General features: G+C 40.9%; 18 protein-coding genes. 4 read left to right on the forward strand and 14 right to left on the reverse strand.

Going from position 1 to position 15499, the window contains the following annotated elements; all coding sequences use genetic code 11:
* From folK to ACTB00_RS04790, 3 genes are read right to left on the reverse strand one after another with little or no spacing between them, the layout of a single operon-like run.
* On the reverse strand, positions 1–384 hold the full coding sequence (gene folK / locus ACTB00_RS04780) for a 2-amino-4-hydroxy-6-hydroxymethyldihydropteridine diphosphokinase (RefSeq protein WP_463298804.1): 384 nt from the start codon (positions 382–384) through the stop codon (positions 1–3).
* Positions 381–734 carry a dihydroneopterin aldolase gene (locus ACTB00_RS04785; protein ID WP_463298805.1) on the reverse strand — a complete coding sequence of 118 codons (354 nt, stop codon included), beginning with the start codon at positions 732–734 and terminating at the stop codon, positions 381–383. Before ACTB00_RS04785 ends, folK begins: the two co-directional genes overlap by 4 nt.
* Before the next feature lie 9 nt (positions 735–743).
* Positions 744–1469 carry an SDR family NAD(P)-dependent oxidoreductase gene (locus ACTB00_RS04790; RefSeq protein WP_463298806.1) on the reverse strand — a complete coding sequence of 242 codons (726 nt, stop codon included), beginning with the start codon at positions 1467–1469 and terminating at the stop codon, positions 744–746.
* Between the two features lie 200 nt (positions 1470–1669).
* Here ACTB00_RS04790 and ACTB00_RS04795 point away from each other — a divergent pair, with 200 nt between their 5' ends.
* A complete protein-coding gene (locus ACTB00_RS04795) occupies positions 1670–2770 on the forward strand; it encodes a universal stress protein (protein WP_463298807.1) in 1101 nt (366 codons plus the stop codon).
* Positions 2771–2812: 42 nt separating this feature from the next.
* On the opposite strand, the gene ACTB00_RS04800 is transcribed toward ACTB00_RS04795, so the two are convergent.
* The 11 genes from ACTB00_RS04800 to panC all read right to left on the reverse strand — a co-directional run bounded on the left by ACTB00_RS04800 (position 2813) and on the right by panC (position 11192).
* Positions 2813–3421, reverse strand: a complete 609-nt coding sequence (locus ACTB00_RS04800; RefSeq protein ID WP_159521391.1) for a riboflavin synthase — start codon at positions 3419–3421, stop codon at positions 2813–2815.
* A gap of 81 nt (positions 3422–3502) precedes the next feature.
* Positions 3503–3778 (reverse strand): type II toxin-antitoxin system RelE/ParE family toxin, encoded by a 276-nt coding sequence (locus tag ACTB00_RS04805; RefSeq protein WP_463298808.1) that lies wholly within the window; start codon positions 3776–3778, stop codon positions 3503–3505.
* On the reverse strand, positions 3762–4001 hold the full coding sequence (locus tag ACTB00_RS04810; protein WP_463298809.1) for a hypothetical protein: 240 nt from the start codon (positions 3999–4001) through the stop codon (positions 3762–3764). The genes ACTB00_RS04805 and ACTB00_RS04810 overlap by 17 nt, the downstream gene beginning before the upstream one ends.
* 63 nt (positions 4002–4064) lie before the next feature.
* Positions 4065–5984: a M1 family aminopeptidase gene (locus ACTB00_RS04815; RefSeq protein WP_463298810.1), complete on the reverse strand. Its 1920-nt coding sequence runs from the start codon at positions 5982–5984 to the stop codon at positions 4065–4067.
* A gap of 37 nt (positions 5985–6021) precedes the next feature.
* Entirely contained in the window at positions 6022–7008 is a 987-nt protein-coding gene (mgrA, locus tag ACTB00_RS04820; RefSeq protein WP_463298811.1) for an L-glyceraldehyde 3-phosphate reductase, read from the reverse strand.
* 66 nt (positions 7009–7074) lie between these two features.
* Positions 7075–7569 carry an amidohydrolase family protein gene (locus ACTB00_RS04825; protein ID WP_463298812.1) on the reverse strand — a complete coding sequence of 165 codons (495 nt, stop codon included), beginning with the start codon at positions 7567–7569 and terminating at the stop codon, positions 7075–7077.
* Positions 7566–7952: a DUF4296 domain-containing protein gene (locus ACTB00_RS04830; RefSeq protein ID WP_463298813.1), complete on the reverse strand. Its 387-nt coding sequence runs from the start codon at positions 7950–7952 to the stop codon at positions 7566–7568. The genes ACTB00_RS04825 and ACTB00_RS04830 overlap by 4 nt, the downstream gene beginning before the upstream one ends.
* Before the next feature lie 96 nt (positions 7953–8048).
* Positions 8049–9413 carry a DNA repair protein RadA gene (gene radA, locus ACTB00_RS04835; RefSeq protein WP_463298814.1) on the reverse strand — a complete coding sequence of 455 codons (1365 nt, stop codon included), beginning with the start codon at positions 9411–9413 and terminating at the stop codon, positions 8049–8051.
* 2 nt (positions 9414–9415) lie between these two features.
* Positions 9416–9901, reverse strand: coding sequence for a D-glycero-beta-D-manno-heptose 1-phosphate adenylyltransferase (gene rfaE2 / locus ACTB00_RS04840; RefSeq protein ID WP_463298815.1), 486 nt, complete (start codon positions 9899–9901; stop codon positions 9416–9418).
* Positions 9902–9987: 86 nt separating this feature from the next.
* Positions 9988–10338 (reverse strand): aspartate 1-decarboxylase, encoded by a 351-nt coding sequence (panD, locus tag ACTB00_RS04845; protein WP_159521405.1) that lies wholly within the window; start codon positions 10336–10338, stop codon positions 9988–9990.
* Between the two features lie 11 nt (positions 10339–10349).
* Positions 10350–11192 (reverse strand): pantoate--beta-alanine ligase, encoded by an 843-nt coding sequence (gene panC / locus ACTB00_RS04850; RefSeq protein WP_463298816.1) that lies wholly within the window; start codon positions 11190–11192, stop codon positions 10350–10352.
* 154 nt (positions 11193–11346) lie between these two features.
* Here panC and ACTB00_RS04855 point away from each other — a divergent pair, with 154 nt between their 5' ends.
* From ACTB00_RS04855 to glmS, 3 genes are read left to right on the forward strand one after another with little or no spacing between them, the layout of a single operon-like run.
* Positions 11347–12150 carry a glycogen/starch synthase gene (locus ACTB00_RS04855; protein ID WP_463298817.1) on the forward strand — a complete coding sequence of 268 codons (804 nt, stop codon included), beginning with the start codon at positions 11347–11349 and terminating at the stop codon, positions 12148–12150.
* A gap of 29 nt (positions 12151–12179) precedes the next feature.
* Positions 12180–13565, forward strand: coding sequence for a DUF4270 domain-containing protein (locus tag ACTB00_RS04860; RefSeq protein ID WP_463298818.1), 1386 nt, complete (start codon positions 12180–12182; stop codon positions 13563–13565).
* Between the two features lie 42 nt (positions 13566–13607).
* Complete coding sequence (glmS, locus tag ACTB00_RS04865) at positions 13608–15446, forward strand: glutamine--fructose-6-phosphate transaminase (isomerizing) (RefSeq protein ID WP_463298819.1); 1839 nt, start codon at positions 13608–13610, stop codon at positions 15444–15446.
* Positions 15447–15499: the final 53 nt, after the last annotated feature.

A 15499-nucleotide genomic window follows, 5' to 3' on the forward strand; every position in this document is an offset into this window, starting at 1 on the left:
TTAGTTTGAGTCGCTAAAGCCCAGTTCCGCTGCAGATTGACGAAGAAAATCACGCGTGTAGTAATCTTTGTCTACAATTTCACCGTTCCATATCATCACATCAAGGTCAATGGTTCGAGGACCGAATTTTATTTGCGTTCGATCGCGTTCTAATTGGTCTTCAATACCCTTCAAGTATATAACTAACTCTTTTTGTGACCAGTTTGTTTCAATTTTGATTGCTCCATTGGTAAAATCAGCCTGGTTTGTATAACCAACCGGTTTTGTTTTTATCATTTTGGAGACTTGCAAGATAAGAAGATCTTTTTTTAGAAGCTCCAGCGCTTGCAGAATATTTTTTTCCGCTTCAATGTTCGAACCGATGCCAATGATACAAGTATTCATCTTTCAGATTCCATTTGAAAAGAAACTGATTCGGCGAAACGCAACGCATGTGGTTTGTCTACTTCAACTTTTGCCCAAAGCACCAATTCATCTTCCATAATCATTTCCAGTAGGTTTTTGGTCAATACTTCGAGTAGCTTAAATCGGCCTTCCTGCACGTAAGCAATTACTTTTTTAGTTATTTTCTTGTAATCGTAAATACCTTCCGGGTCGTCAGATTCCAGAGCTTGTTCGGGTATTGAAACTTTGATTTCAAGATTAATGATGACATCTTGCTTGTTGATCAGTTCTTCAGGATTGAAACCGATAAATGTACGAAGTAAGAGGTTCTTAACGCAAATTCGTGCCATAGTCATTGATTAGTTTTTACCTAAGTTTTCACCGCCGTCAGCAAAAAGCAACTGCCCGGTTAGGTGGTCGTTTTCCAAAATAAAATCCAGGCTGCGGATTATTGGCTCCAGGCCTCCCGGCTTTTGCATCGGAATCTCTTTGGCCAGCTCCCAAAGATAATCTTCATCCTGATCTTCCGGAGGCAAAGTTACTCCGGGAGCGATTGCATTGACCCTTATTTTTGGAGCCAGCTCAAGTGCTGACATTTTTGTCAATTCCCAGAGAGCTTTTTTCGATATCGAGTAAGCTGCAAAGTTTGACTTATTCGTTGTAATCCGGGTATCAACAAAATTAATGATTAATCCTTGCTTGGCATAATTTGCAAAATCTCGACTTAGCAAAAACGGAGCTTGAAAATTAACAGTCATTTGCTTTTGTAGTAATTCCAGAGCCGTATCTTTCAAATACGAGGGGTCAAAAACCGAGGCGTTATTGATCAACAAATCCAACGATTGAAATTTCTTCATTACGTCAGGAATTAATCGTTGTACCTCTTTTTCATCCATTAAATTGGCCTGAAAGATGGCAAACTTGTTTTGTGCAAATTGTTTCGACAGTTCACGTTCCAATTCTTCTGCCTGCCTGGCTGAGGAGTTGTAATGAAGGGCAATGTTCCATCCCTTTGAGGCCAGATGACTTGCCAGCGTTTTCCCAATTCGTTTTGAAGCGCCTGTAATTAATGCCGTCTTTTTCATATCGAAATTTACTGTTTTATGTCAAAAATGACAACAGCAGATTGTTGAATTTGTTTGCCAACGAACAATGCAAGTTGGACATCGCGCCGATGATATGTTAAGCAATAGGTTTCAGCAGAATCTGGCGCAATTTTGAAACTAAAAGCCGATAATTTCCATAAAATGGATTAGTAACTGAGTTCATCTAAAAATTGATAGCCATGGAAGAAAAGATTATAACCATCGCGTTGTTGCCTTATTCCAAAGCGGAAGTTCTACGGTCGTTGCTTGAGGCAAAGGGGATTGATAGTTCATTGGAAAACATCAACCTGATACAAGGAGCTGTAGCTACAGGGGTGAAGGTTCGAATTCATGCCAAAGATGCCAACAAAGCTTATCCTATTTTAAACAAGTTGTTGGGTGAAACAGAAAGGACGGGGCCGAAGTCGGAGAACTTTATTCTTATTCCGGTTGATTTTTCTGGTTATTCGTTGAAAGCTGCATCAATGGCTTTCGAAATTGCAAACAAGTTGGATTCCAGCGTTGTGTTCTATCATGTCATTCCTCAACCAGATTATTTTACGATTCCATACTCTGATGTGATGGCTTTTGATGCCGGACTTTATGAGCATTTGAAAGGTCGTGAAGAAGCCGTTAATGAGGATTTTACTAAGTTTTTGAGTAAGCTCAAAGAGCTGGTTGGAAAGTCGGTTTGGGAGACGGTGAAAATGGAACAGATCGTTAAAATGGGCTATCCTGAAGAAGATATTTTAGCTTATACCGAGTTACATCCTCCACGATTGATTGTTATGGGAATAAAAGGTCCTTCAGAGGATTCAGATGCGGTTATGGGCAGCACTACTGCGGGAGTAATCTATCGGGCGGAAGTTCCGGTGTTGGTCATCCCCGAAAAGGCACCGCTACTAAATCTGGCTTCGGTTAAAAAAGTCGTTTATGCAACCAATTTTGATGAGAAGGATTTTGTTGCAATCGATAAGTTAGTGGGTATTTTGAAACCGTTTAATACAGAAACGACCTGTCTGCACATTGGAGACCTGGAAGAAGGGGAGTTGGCAAAGACCAGACTTCAGTTTATGAAGAAAGAGTTGAAACAGAAGTACAAAGATGATGCTCTTTCTTGTGAAATGATTCATGGCCAGGATGTATTGGCGGTTTTGGAGAACTATATTCAGGATAATGAGGTTGATATTTTGTCACTGACAACTCACAAACGCAATATGATTACCCGGATTTTCAATCCAAGTATTGCGCGAAAAATGATTTTCCATTTGAAAACACCTTTATTGGTGTTTCATGCGTGAATGAATGAGAGCTAAAAAGCCGGGCAATTGCCCGGCTTTTTTTTATTTGAAGGTTGCTAATTTGCTGAGATATTTACCGATAATGTCAAACTCAAGGTTGATTACTGTTCCAGCCTCAAAAGTATGAAAGTTAGTTTCCTCGTAAGTGAAAGGAATGATGGCCACCTGAAACGAATTGTCTTTCGAGTTCACCACTGTCAAGCTAACACCGTTCACCGTTACCGAGCCTTTTTCAACGGTCATGTAACCTTGCTGTGCTTTGCTTTTGTCAAACTCGTATTCAAATGTAAAGTACCAGCTTCCGTCGGCTTCTTCAACCTTGGTGCAAGTTGCTGTTTGGTCGACGTGCCCCTGAACAATGTGTCCGTCCAATCGGCCGTTCATCATCATACTGCGCTCCAGATTAACTTTGGTACCCACTTCCCAATAACCGAGGTTGGTTTTTAGCAGGGTTTCTTTGATCGCTGTAACGGTGTATGTTTTTGCTTTGTCGTCAATTTTCACAACGGTCAGGCAAACCCCATTGTGCGATACACTCTGATCAATTTTTAACTCGTCAACAAAGGAGCAAGTTAATGTGAAATGATAATTTTCCTGATCTTTTTCGATGGCTTTTACCGTGCCATATTCTTCTACTATTCCTGAAAACATATGCTTTGTTTTTTTTATGGGGCGAAGTTACCGAATTCAGTGGAATTGGTGAAATGGGATGACTAAATAGGTGAAAATTAGCTATGGTTCCTTTTGAAATTTCACCAACCCAAAAACTTCTATTTGCTCCTCGGTGATCCGGTAGACAACTGTGTATCCTTTAAAAATAAGATCACGAATATTATCATCGTCAAAATAAATTGATTTTCGGGATGAGTATGGGAGATTGGAAATGGTAAGTATTTTTGCAAGTAAATCAGAATTAAATTTCCGAGCCCTGGAAACGGAATCAGTGGCGATGTAGTCAACTTGCTTCGAAAGTTTAAAAACGAATTCTCTTTTAAAGACGATCTTCATTTTTCTTAATGACTTTGGTTAACTCGTCCTCTAATTCCTTTAGGGTTAAATAAGTTGCTTTCCCTTCTTGGACTTCATTTAACTCTTCATTTAGATAAGCTTTATTTTCTGCGTAGAATTCATCGTCGACGATAAATTCCAACTCCTCTTTTTTAAACGTCCTTAGAAAATCCAATACTTTGCTGAATATCTTCGGGCTTATTTTTATTTTAACTGTTGGCATATTCCGCACATTTATTTTTAAGACAATTTAATACATTTTGATGAAACCGACTGTTTTTTTGAGCTATTTCACTTTCACAAACTGTTGTTGGTGATTGCCTTGATTGGTTCTTATCTGAATGAAGTACGAACCGGTTGCCAGTTGACTCACGTCAACTTCAAGATCTCCATTCGTTTGCGACAGAACGGTTATTCCTTCAAAATCAATAATTTTTACTTGCTCAATTTTCACCTTGTTTGCTAGTGAAATGTGTAAAACATCCGCCACCGGATTTGGGTACAGCTTCAGTTCCTTATTGCTTAGTTCAACGGCGGATGTAACAACTGAACCTTTGCTGATCAGCCATAAATCCGGATCGAATTGAATTGAATCGGGCTTTTCGTTTAGCTCGAAGGTTTGTGGATTGGTTGTTTGATGTAAGCGAACATCCGCGCTGTCGCCGTCTTTCCAGAGCCGTAAAGGTACGTGCATTTCAAAAAGATCAACTGATTCGTCGGATGTGGTTTGCTTGAGCGTGACCTTGTATTTGCCATTGTCGGTAAAGTGAGCGATGTCGAAACTTGGATATCCTTCGCCATAATACCAATCGTTGAAAAATTTGGTGAGGCTTGTGTCACCTGCTGCTTCAAGATGCCTGACCAAATCTTCCTGTGAGGCAAAACCATACTTAATATTGGGGTCGTTGAAGTAGTTTTGTAATCCTTCAAAAAAAGCATGGTCACCTAATTCCCAACGCAGCATGTGCAGCAAATAAGCTCCTTTTGAATAGGACAGGCGAGAGCTGAAAAGTGTGTTGATGGCGGTTGTATCGGTGACGAAAACAGAGCCATTGGGCAGTCCGGTTATTTTGTCAACCTGTTGCTTTTTCCAAGTCATCCAATAGTTTCCATCAATTAAATGCTCGTAGCTCAATCCGGTGAGGTAGGTCGCAAATCCTTCGTTGAGCCAAATATCTTGCCAACTGGCTAATGTGAGGCAATCGCCAAACCACTGGTGTGCCATTTCGTGAGCTACCAAGCTAAAATTAAGGTTGTTCATGAAACTCATGGTTTGGTGTTCCATACCACCCCCCCAGCCAAATTGAGCATGCCCGTACTTTTCATCAGCAAACGGATAGGCTCCAATCAATTCATTAAACAGCTCCATAATATCAAGCATATCGGTTGTTCGTTCTTTTGCTGTTTCCAGATATTCCGGATAAACGTAATTGAGGATTTCAATAGAGTCTTCCTCTTGTATCATATAAACAGAAAGCTCTGAATAATTCGTCACAGCAATGGCTACCAAGTAAGTGGCAATCGGATAGTTATGTTTCCAAACCATCCTTGTTTTACCATCCATCCTTGTTTCAGAAATCAGCTTGCCATTGCTGCCTACTTTATTACCTTCGGGGCAGGTAACCTGAATTTCGAGGCTATCAATTTTGTCAACCAAGCTTTGTTTGCAAGGCCACCAGGTCATCGCTCCATAGGGCTCCGAAAGTGTCCAAAGAACCGGATTTCCGCCAAAGGTTGTTGATGTTTCGAACGAACCAAATCCCTCAGACGGAGGAACAGCCTGATACCAAATGGTCAGCGAATCGGTTTGTTGAGGGGGAATTGTTTCGGGAAAAACGATGGTTAGCTGATTGTTTTCGTGTGTGAAATTCAGCCATTGTTCGTGGTAAAAAACCGAATCAATTTGCATGTCGGAATAGGCATCGAAGTTGATGCTGTTGAAATCGTCAACCACGGGGTGAAAGTAACTGGTAATGGCTCCTTCAATTTTACGAACCGCCGGATCGACTCTCCATTGCATGCGTTGAAAAGTCAGATCATAGTTGGCATAATCTGTTGCTTCCTCAAACCGCATTTTTTTCAACCAACCTTGTTTTTCTTGTCGAGCTATTTTTTCTATAAAATTGGGGTCAGGAGCTTGATTTTGAGCTTGTGTTAACAGCGAGCTCAATCCGACAGTCAATATTAAGAAATAAATTGTCTTCATTGTACTTTAAATGGTTGCTCCAGACACTTTTTACATTCTAGCTTTTCAGAATATCATCGATGCGAGTAAGTTCATCATCAGAGAATTGAGTTTTATCCAACATTTTGATGTTATCATCCAGCTGGCTGGTTGAACTAGCTCCGATCAGGACTGAGGTGATGCGCTTGTCTTTTAAGATCCACGCCAGAGCCATTTGAGCCAAACTCTGCTCTCTTTGCCCTGCAATTTTATTGAGCTTTTGTACTTTGTTGATTGAGGATTCTACCATTTCAGGCTTCAGAAAATGAGCCCGGTTGGCTCGCGATCCTTCCGGGACACCATTGAGGTATTTGTCGGTAAGCAAACCTTGGGCAAGTGGCGAAAATGGAATGCAACCAACGCCCTCCTCTTCCAGGACATCAAGAAGTTTATCTTCGACCCAACGCTCGAACATCGAATATTTGGGCTGATGAATAAGTAGTGGAGTTCCCAGCTCGCGAAGTATTTTAGCAGCTTCCAGTGCGCGGTCTGCCGGGTAATTTGAAATGCCGACGTACAATGCTTTTCCTTGCCTTACCGCTTGATTAAGCGCCATCAGTGTTTCTTCCAGTGGGGTTTCCGGATCTGGTCGGTGCGAGTAAAAGATGTCTACATAATCCAGTCCCATTCGTTTCAGGCTTTGATCCAGACTAGCCAACAAGTATTTTCGACTGCCCCAATTGCCATAGGGGCCGGGCCACATGTCGTAGCCTGCCTTGGTTGAAATAATCATCTCGTCTCGATAGGGTTGGAAGTCTTGTTGCATGATTTTGCCAAAGTTCTCCTCGGCCGATCCGTATGGAGGACCATAGTTGTTCGCCAAATCGAAATGAGTAATTCCTTTGTCGAAAGCGTGACGCAGAATGGAACGGCCATTCTCATAAATATCAATTCCTCCGAAGTTGTGCCAAAGGCCAAGCGATAGCGCGGGTAGTTTTAGTCCCGATTTCCCACATCGTTTGTATTCTATCGAGTTATACCGATTGTTGTCAGCTACATAAGTCATGGGTTGTACGTTATGTTTGATTTGAGAAAACCGAAAATACGAAATATTTAATCAATACGAAATTGATTAGATCAGCATTTTCAAATAGCTCTTTTCAGAAAGCCGGAGGTTTCGATAATCCATTCCGGAGATCAACATTAAGCCGGGGCGTTTCCCTTTTTCGAGGCTGCCGACTTCCTTTTCGAGCTTAATGGACTTAGCTGCATCGAGGGTGAAGATTCTGATTAGCTCGTCAAGTGTTAGTTGTAGGTTTTCACGTTGAATCGCTTTAATCCACGACAAAATATCTTTTTCGGTATTGAGTCTTTCCGGCTTCAGGTGATTATATTTTTGCAACAAAGGGAATTTTCTGAAAAAACGCTCATCTTCAAATTCGTGAAAAACATTTACAAATGCGGGGCAAATGATTCCGTTATGAAACTCCATGCCTTCCTGCTCGCTCAGCCCATTAACGGGATTAATTAATTCGAGAATCAGGCCGCTTGGGTCGACTTTGATTATTCCTTTTGCAATTGGGTTTCTATCGCCAGGAAACAGGTAGTGAGCTGCATATTTTTTCATTTTTCGGGTTGAATGTTAACTTCTTCTTTCTTGTTACTCTCTTCTTGTAGCATCTTCAACCGATCAATGACCTGCTGGTAAATCCGGGCGTAAATTTTAGGCATGCTGGAGTAATACACCACCGATTCAGCAAAAATAGAGTCTTGCATTCCGTGTTCTTCCAATATTGAAAAATAGAGGTCTTTCGATTCAAGTTTGGTGGTGTCGCCGGAATACCGAAATTTTTCGGAATATGCTTCACCAAGATGAATGTCGTAAAGTATATCGACCATTTTTTCTTCGCTCACCAGATTGTCAGGCTTTGGATAGCCTTTTTTTTCTTTACAGGCAAAACTCCCGAAAGTCAATAATAAAACAAAAAAATAGAAAGTTATTCGTTGCATGTTTTTCTTTAATAGCTTGACAAAGTTAGAATTCCCTTTCATTTTTTGGATAGCTTATTTTGGGAAAAGATTAAAATTATGAAAAAGTATCTGCTTTTAGTTTTTCCGAAAAAGCTTTTTGAAGAAATCATCGACCCGATTTACTTCTTCAATTTGAATTTTAAATTTACTTAGGTTGAGGCTTTTTCCGTTTTTTGGGATGAATATTTTTTGCATTCCCAGTTTTTCGGCTTCAGCGATGCGTTGTTCCAGTCGGTTCACAGCTCTAATTTCGCCAGATAGCCCTACTTCCCCTGTAAAACAAAGTTTTTTGTCGATCGCCAAATCGAAGTTGGACGATAGAATAGCAGAGATCACGGCGAGGTCGATTGCCGGGTCGTCCACTTTAATACCTCCGGCAATATTCAGGAACACATCTTTAGAAGCCAGTTTAAAACCAGCGCGTTTTTCCAATACAGCCAGTAGCATATTCAGTCGTCGTAGGTCAAAGCCGGTGGATGAGCGTTGTGGAGTTCCGTAGGCAGCAGTACTAACCAACGACTGAATTTCAATCAGCAAAGGTCGATTTCCTTCAATGGCTCCGGAAATAGCAGTTCCACTCAGCCCTTCGTGGTCTCGGTTTATGAGCAGTTCCGATGGATTGGTGACTTCGCGCATTCCTTCGTTATTCATCTCAAAAATACCCAGTTCGCTGGTGGAGCCAAAGCGGTTTTTTATCGATCGCAGTATTCGGTAGAGATATTGATTTTCACCTTCAAACTGCAAAACGGTATCTACCATGTGTTCCAACACCTTGGGGCCTGCCAGGCTTCCTTCTTTGGTGATATGGCCGATTAATATGGCCGGAATCTGGCGTTCTTTGGAGAATTTCGAAATGGCATTGGTGCACTCGCGAATCTGGCTGACTGATCCCGGCGATGACTCAATATGTGCTGTTGCTACTGTTTGAATGGAGTCGATGATCAGTACTTCCGGCTCCAGGTGTTCGCAATGTGTCAGGATATTCTCCAATGATGTTTCGCTTAAAAAATAGCAGTTGTCGTTTTCGCGCTTTAGTCGGTTGGCACGAATTTTAATTTGCTGAATACTTTCTTCTCCCGAAACATATAAGATTTTCTTCGATTTTAAATCAAGGGCAACTTGCAAAACCAGCGTGGATTTCCCAATGCCGGGTTCGCCACCAACCAAAACCAATGAGCCGGGAACCAGGCCGCCGCCCAATACGCGATTCAGCTCTCGGTTACAGCAGTCAATTCGTTGGGTTTGCTCTGTTCTGACTTCATTTAGCTTTTGCGGTTTTGAGCCGCTTGCAGTTCGCGAGCTTAGCGGACTTTTTGTTTCTTTCACCACCGCTTCTTCAACAAAAGTATTCCACTCGCCACAGTTGGTGCAGCGTCCAACCCATTTGGGCGATTGGCTACCACAGTTTTGACAAACGTGAACCGTTTTTACTTTGGCCATGGTCAGAGTTTTTTTATTTTTTCGATTAATGCGGAAGTGGAAAATCCGTCGGTGAGCTCTATTCGTTCTACTTTTCCTCCGCGGGCCAGCACCACATCGTGTCCGGCAATTTCTTCAATGCTATATTCATTGCCTTTCACCAACACATCGGGCTGAATGGCTTTGATGAGTTCGTAGGGGGTTTCTTCGTCAAAGAGAACTACGGCGTCAACCATTTGCAACGAAGCCATCAGGATGGCTCGCGACTCTTCATCGACGAGGGGACGTGTTTCGCCCTTTAGTAATTTGACCGAATGATCGGTGTTGAGGCCAATAATCAATTTGTCGCCAAATTTCGCAGATTTCACTAAAGAATCAATATGTCCACGGTGCACCAGATCAAAGCATCCGTTGGTGAAAACAAGCTTTTGATTCGTTGTTTTCCAAGATTTTAAGGTCTCAAAAAAATCGTCGAAGGAGTGATGGATTTTACCCGTAATTTCATTCATAATTTGGCTGAAGGATATTCAGTAAAAATAAGAAAACCCCAAAGCTAAAAAAAGCCTTGAGGTTTAAAATATGATTATTAACTCTTTTAAACGAGTTTGTTGGTCTCAATGTCGGGGAAAACCAAGCTGGGTTTAAATGTTTTAGCTTCTTCAAAATCCATGGTTGCATACGAAATAATGATAACGACGTCGCCAACGGCAACTTTGCGCGCTGCCGGACCGTTCAGGCAAATAACACCTGAATCTCGTTTACCCTTGATAACGTAGGTTTCCAAACGCTCTCCATTGTTAATGTTTACTACCTGAACCTTTTCATTTTCAATAAGATTCGCAGCGTCCATTAAATCTTCATCAATTGTGATACTTCCAACGTACTGCAGGTTCGCTTCAGTAACACTTACTTTATGTATTTTCGATTTACAAACTTCAATAAACATGTTGTAATTTTTTATTCAAATACAATATTATCAATTAACCTAACCTCACCACACTGAACAGCTATGCATCCAACTTTGTTTAGTGGGCTGTTCCAGTCTTTAATTGGGTTAAGTTCTTCATCATCAGATATTTCAAAATATTCCGTTTCCAGAAATTCATTCTGATTAATTGTTTCTGCAACCCACTGTTTAAGTTCTTTTACGCTCATTGTGTGGGCTTTGTTCCGAGCTTCACATAGCGTTTTATAAATATGTGAGGCATTGTGTCTTTGTTCTTTTGTAAGCCTTTGGTTTCGAGAACTCATGGCTAGCCCATCGTTTTCACGGACAATTGGACAAGGCACAATTTCAATGGGCAAATTTAACTGTTTTACCAGAGCTTTTATAATTACAAGCTGTTGAAAGTCCTTCAGCCCAAAAAAAGCTTTGTCTGGTTTTACGATTTCAAAAAACTTGCTTACAACCTGCGCTACACCGTTAAAATGCCCCGGTCGAAACTGACCCTCCATAACTGTTTCAAGCTGTCCGAAATTAAACTGTCGGTTGTCTTTCTCAGGATACATCGTATTAGTATCAGGCGAAAACACTAAATTACAGGAAGTTTTATCCAGTAATTTTAAATCTCTTTCCAGAGTTCTCGGATAATTAATTAAATCTTTTTTATCATTGAATTGAGTGGGGTTCACAAAGATGCTAACAATCACATAGTTTGACTGTTGTGTGGCTGTTTCAACCAATGAAATATGTCCATTGTGTAAAGCACCCATAGTCGGAACAAAACCAATCGTTTTACCCTCTTTTTTCTCGTGATCAATGATCGCTTGCAATTCTGTTATTTCCTTTACAACCAGCATACAGCAATAAAATTAACGGTGCAAAAGTAAATAAATAATTCAAAACATAGGATAGTCGAGTTCTTAAGTTTTTTTAAGACTCTGGTAATTACATAAAATTGAATGTTAGCGATATTTTTACTAATTTTGCACAATCAAATTCATCAAATTTTCAATGGAAAAGAAAAGAGTACTATTTATCTCTCAGGAAATTACACCCTACCTCCCAGAATCAGAAATGTCGGTAAAGTCTAGGTATCTGCCTCAGGGGATACAGGAAAAAGGTCGCGAGATTCGGACATTTATGCCACGGTATGGTAGTGTTAATGAACGTAGAAATCAATTACATGAAGTCATTCGTTTATCAGGAATGAACTTGGTAATTAATGATGCAGATCACCCACTTATTATTAAGGTAGCGTCTATTCAGGCGGCCCGGATGCAGGTTTATTTTATTGATAATGAGGATTATTTTCACCGAAAGGAGATTCTGAAAGATAAAAAAGGAAAAGAATTTGAAGACAATGACGAACGGGCTGTTTTTTTTGCCCGTGGCGTGTTGGAAACTGTGATTAAACTTCGCTGGGCTCCCGATATCATTCATTGTCATGGATGGCTAGCCTCTCTGGTCCCTCTCTATATTAAGAAAGCGTATCATAACGATCCGTTATTCGCCAACTCAAAAGTTGTTTACTCGCTATACAATGAAAACTTTAAGAATTCGTTAAGTCCAAATACAAAGCGTAATGTTTTGTTGGATGGTGTAGCCGAGGAAGATCTTAAACTCCTTGATGAGCCAACCTATGAGAACATGTCAAAACTTGGAATTGAATATGCAGATGCTGTCATTCAAGGCAGTGATGAAATTGATCCAAATTTGGCCGCGTACGTTCAGGACAAAAACAAATTATTTTTAAATTATCAGTCTGAAGAGACTTACATCGATGCCTATAACGATTTTTACGATAAGGTGCTGTAAGTTTTCAAGAGCTGAAAAACAATGTTTACGTGAATAGAAAGCAGATAAAACCAGTAAAGCTGGCCGTAGCTTTTATGCTATTGGCTTTTACGCTGTGGAATTGTAAGGACGATCCGAATGGAACAGGGATGGAACTTTTGCCCGGATCAGATTTAAAAACAGTTGGACAGAGTGTCGATAGCGAATCAATAGAAGCGTTTACTGAAAAAGATGGTCCACTGAAGACCGATGAGCCAAACTACAATGTTTTTGGTACATTCAACGATCCGGTTTTTGGAAAAACAACTGCAGACATGGCGTTTCATGTTCGGCTTCCCGGATATCCTGGTTATGCTGATACATTACAGCTTGATTCTGTCGTTTTATATCTTTTGTATAAAGAATTTTATGGCGATACCATAACAACTCAAAGTCTGAAAGTATATAAGCTTCAAGAAGATATTTACATTGATACTTTGTCGGATGCAGGAGCAAGTGATTACTCCTATTACCAAGATGTTGATTTGAAATCGCTGGCATCTTCAACTCCTGTAGGAGAGCTGGATTTCATTCCAAAACTTGAATTGGACTCTACCGGTACAGATACACTTGTTCAGGAATTGGCAATCAGGTTGGATGATAGCGTAGCAGAGGAATTGTACAATGCCGATTCTACTAAAATGGTTAACAACGACACCTTTTTAGATTTTTTTAAAGGATTTTATGTTGAGCCACAGGATATCGAAGACGGGGGCGGTTTAGTTCGAATTTCAACTCTCGCTGCGGGATCTAATTTAACGCTATACTATAGCGATCATGAAGCAGAAACAGACACCCTGATCAAGCAATACACCTTTAGTTATGGCATCAATTCAAGTTCTGCTCGTATCAGCAGTTATACGCACGATTATTCAGGCACTGCATTTGCTGATCAACTGGGAGCGAATCAAAGCGAACCCGACAGCTTGATCTATTTACAAACACTCGGTGGGCTGAGGGCGAAAATTAATATTCCAAACTTAGATGATTGGAAAGATTCCGTTCAATACGGGGATTATGTCATCAATAAAGCACAATTGATATTTCAGGTGGATACTATAGCTTCAGATTATCAAACCTATTCTGTTCCACCTAAGCTCGCGCTTTTTGCAATAAATGAAACCTATCAGCCAGGTGAAGATGGATATTTATATTTTCCCTATGATTATGGTGTGTCCCCGAATTTGTATGGAGGCTTTTTTTATGCGGAAGATGCGACCTATAGATTCAATATCACGAATCATTTGCAAGCAATCCTCGAAAATGAAGAGGTTACAAATGATGGATTTTATCTTTCTACTCTTTATCAAAATGAACAGACGCGAAGGGTCGTTTTAAAGGGTTCAACTAGTCATGTTGGAATTCGTTTGGGAGTGACTTACACAAAATTGAATTAGCGCTTACTAATCGGTTCCACCGAAAAATTAACAGAAACAAATATGTGTGGAATAGTTGGTTATATTGGCGATAAAAATGTATATCCGATCCTTATCAAAGGGTTGCAGCGATTAGAATACCGGGGATATGATTCCGCCGGTATTGCTATTTATAACAGTACATTAAACGTCTATAAACGTCAAGGGAAAGTTAGTGAACTGGAGGCTTTTGTTGCCGATAAAAATGTTGAGGGGAGTATCGGAATAGGCCATACCCGGTGGGCAACACATGGCGAACCCAATGATGAAAATGCTCATCCACATCAATCGATGCATGGAAACTTTGTTTTGGTGCACAATGGCATTATTGAAAACTATGCCAGGCTAAAGAGAGATCTTACGGAGAAAGGATTTGAATTTCAATCGGACACCGACACGGAAGTGCTGGCTAACCTGATTGAATATTTCTATCAGCTAGATGAGGTTGAAGATGCAGAAACAGCTGTTCGTTTGGCTCTTTCGAAAGTCGTTGGTGCTTATGGTATCGTTGTTATCTGCAAGGACGAAAAACATCGGATTATAGCAGCCCGGATGGGGAGTCCTTTGGTAATTGGTATTGGGCAAGGAGAGTATTTTTTAGCTTCGGATGCCAGCCCGATTGTTGAATACACTGATAGTGTGATTTACCTGAATGATGGTGACGTGGCTATTATCGAGAAAAATAGCCTGACCCTAAAAACGGTGCAGAATAACCCGGCCAACTTTAAAATTACCAAGGTTGACTTGAGCATTGGTGATTTGGACAAGGGCGACTTTGAGCATTACATGCTGAAAGAAATTTTCGAACAGCCCAAAACCATATCCGATACCTATCGAGGTCGCATCCGGCCAAATCAAAACGACATAAATCTGGGTGGTTTGATTGATGTTTTTCCACAAATTGTCTCGGCCAACCGGATCATTATTATTGGATGCGGAACATCTTGGCATGCAGCTTTGGTGGCAGAGTATCTCATCGAAGAATATGCCCGGGTGCCTGTTGAGGTTGAATATGCTTCAGAATTTCGATACCGAAAACCCATTATCAACAAGGGAGATGTTGTTATTGCTATTAGCCAGAGCGGCGAAACTGCCGATACCCTGGCAGCATTGAAAATGGCGAAAGAAAAAGGCGCGCTCATCATAGGTATTTGCAATGTTGTTGGCTCAAGTATTGCGCGTGAAACCGATGCCGGAGTTTATACACACGCCGGAACAGAAATTGGAGTGGCCTCCACGAAAGCTTTTACAGCTCAGGTTACTGTGCTTACCTTGTTGGCATTTAAGCTTGCTAAAGAACGTGGTGAAATTGATCAGGAGTTCTATGAAATGCTCATAGCCGAGCTGTTGGAAATTCCGGCTAAAATAGAGACGATTTTGATGAGCCATCCTCATATCAAGGAGGTGGCTGAAAAATATAAAGACGCGATTAATGCTCTGTATTTAGGGCGCGGATATCTGTTCCCGGTTGCCTTGGAAGGTGCGCTAAAATTGAAAGAGATTTCATACATGCACGCCGAAGGTTATGCTGCAGGAGAGATGAAACACGGTCCAATAGCCCTGGTTGATGATAATCTACCGGTGGTGGTGGTTTCGGCTAAGGATAGCTATTACGAGAAAGTTGTAAGCAACATTCAGGAGGTGAAGGCTCGCAAGGGAAATGTCATTGCGGTTGTAACCGAAGGAGACAATGGATTGCGAAAAATGGCTGATGACTTATTCGAAGTTCCCGAGTCGCACCCGGCAGTTGCTGCTTTGCTAGCAGTTATTCCGCTTCAGCTTTTTGCATATTACATTGCAGTTATGCGAGGTTGCGATGTTGATCAACCACGAAATCTGGCGAAGTCGGTAACCGTGGAATAATTAACAATTACAAGTCAGCAAATCATTCTGAAATTAGTATGTTTGTTCAGGTT

Source organism: Sunxiuqinia sp. (assembly GCF_055140945.1).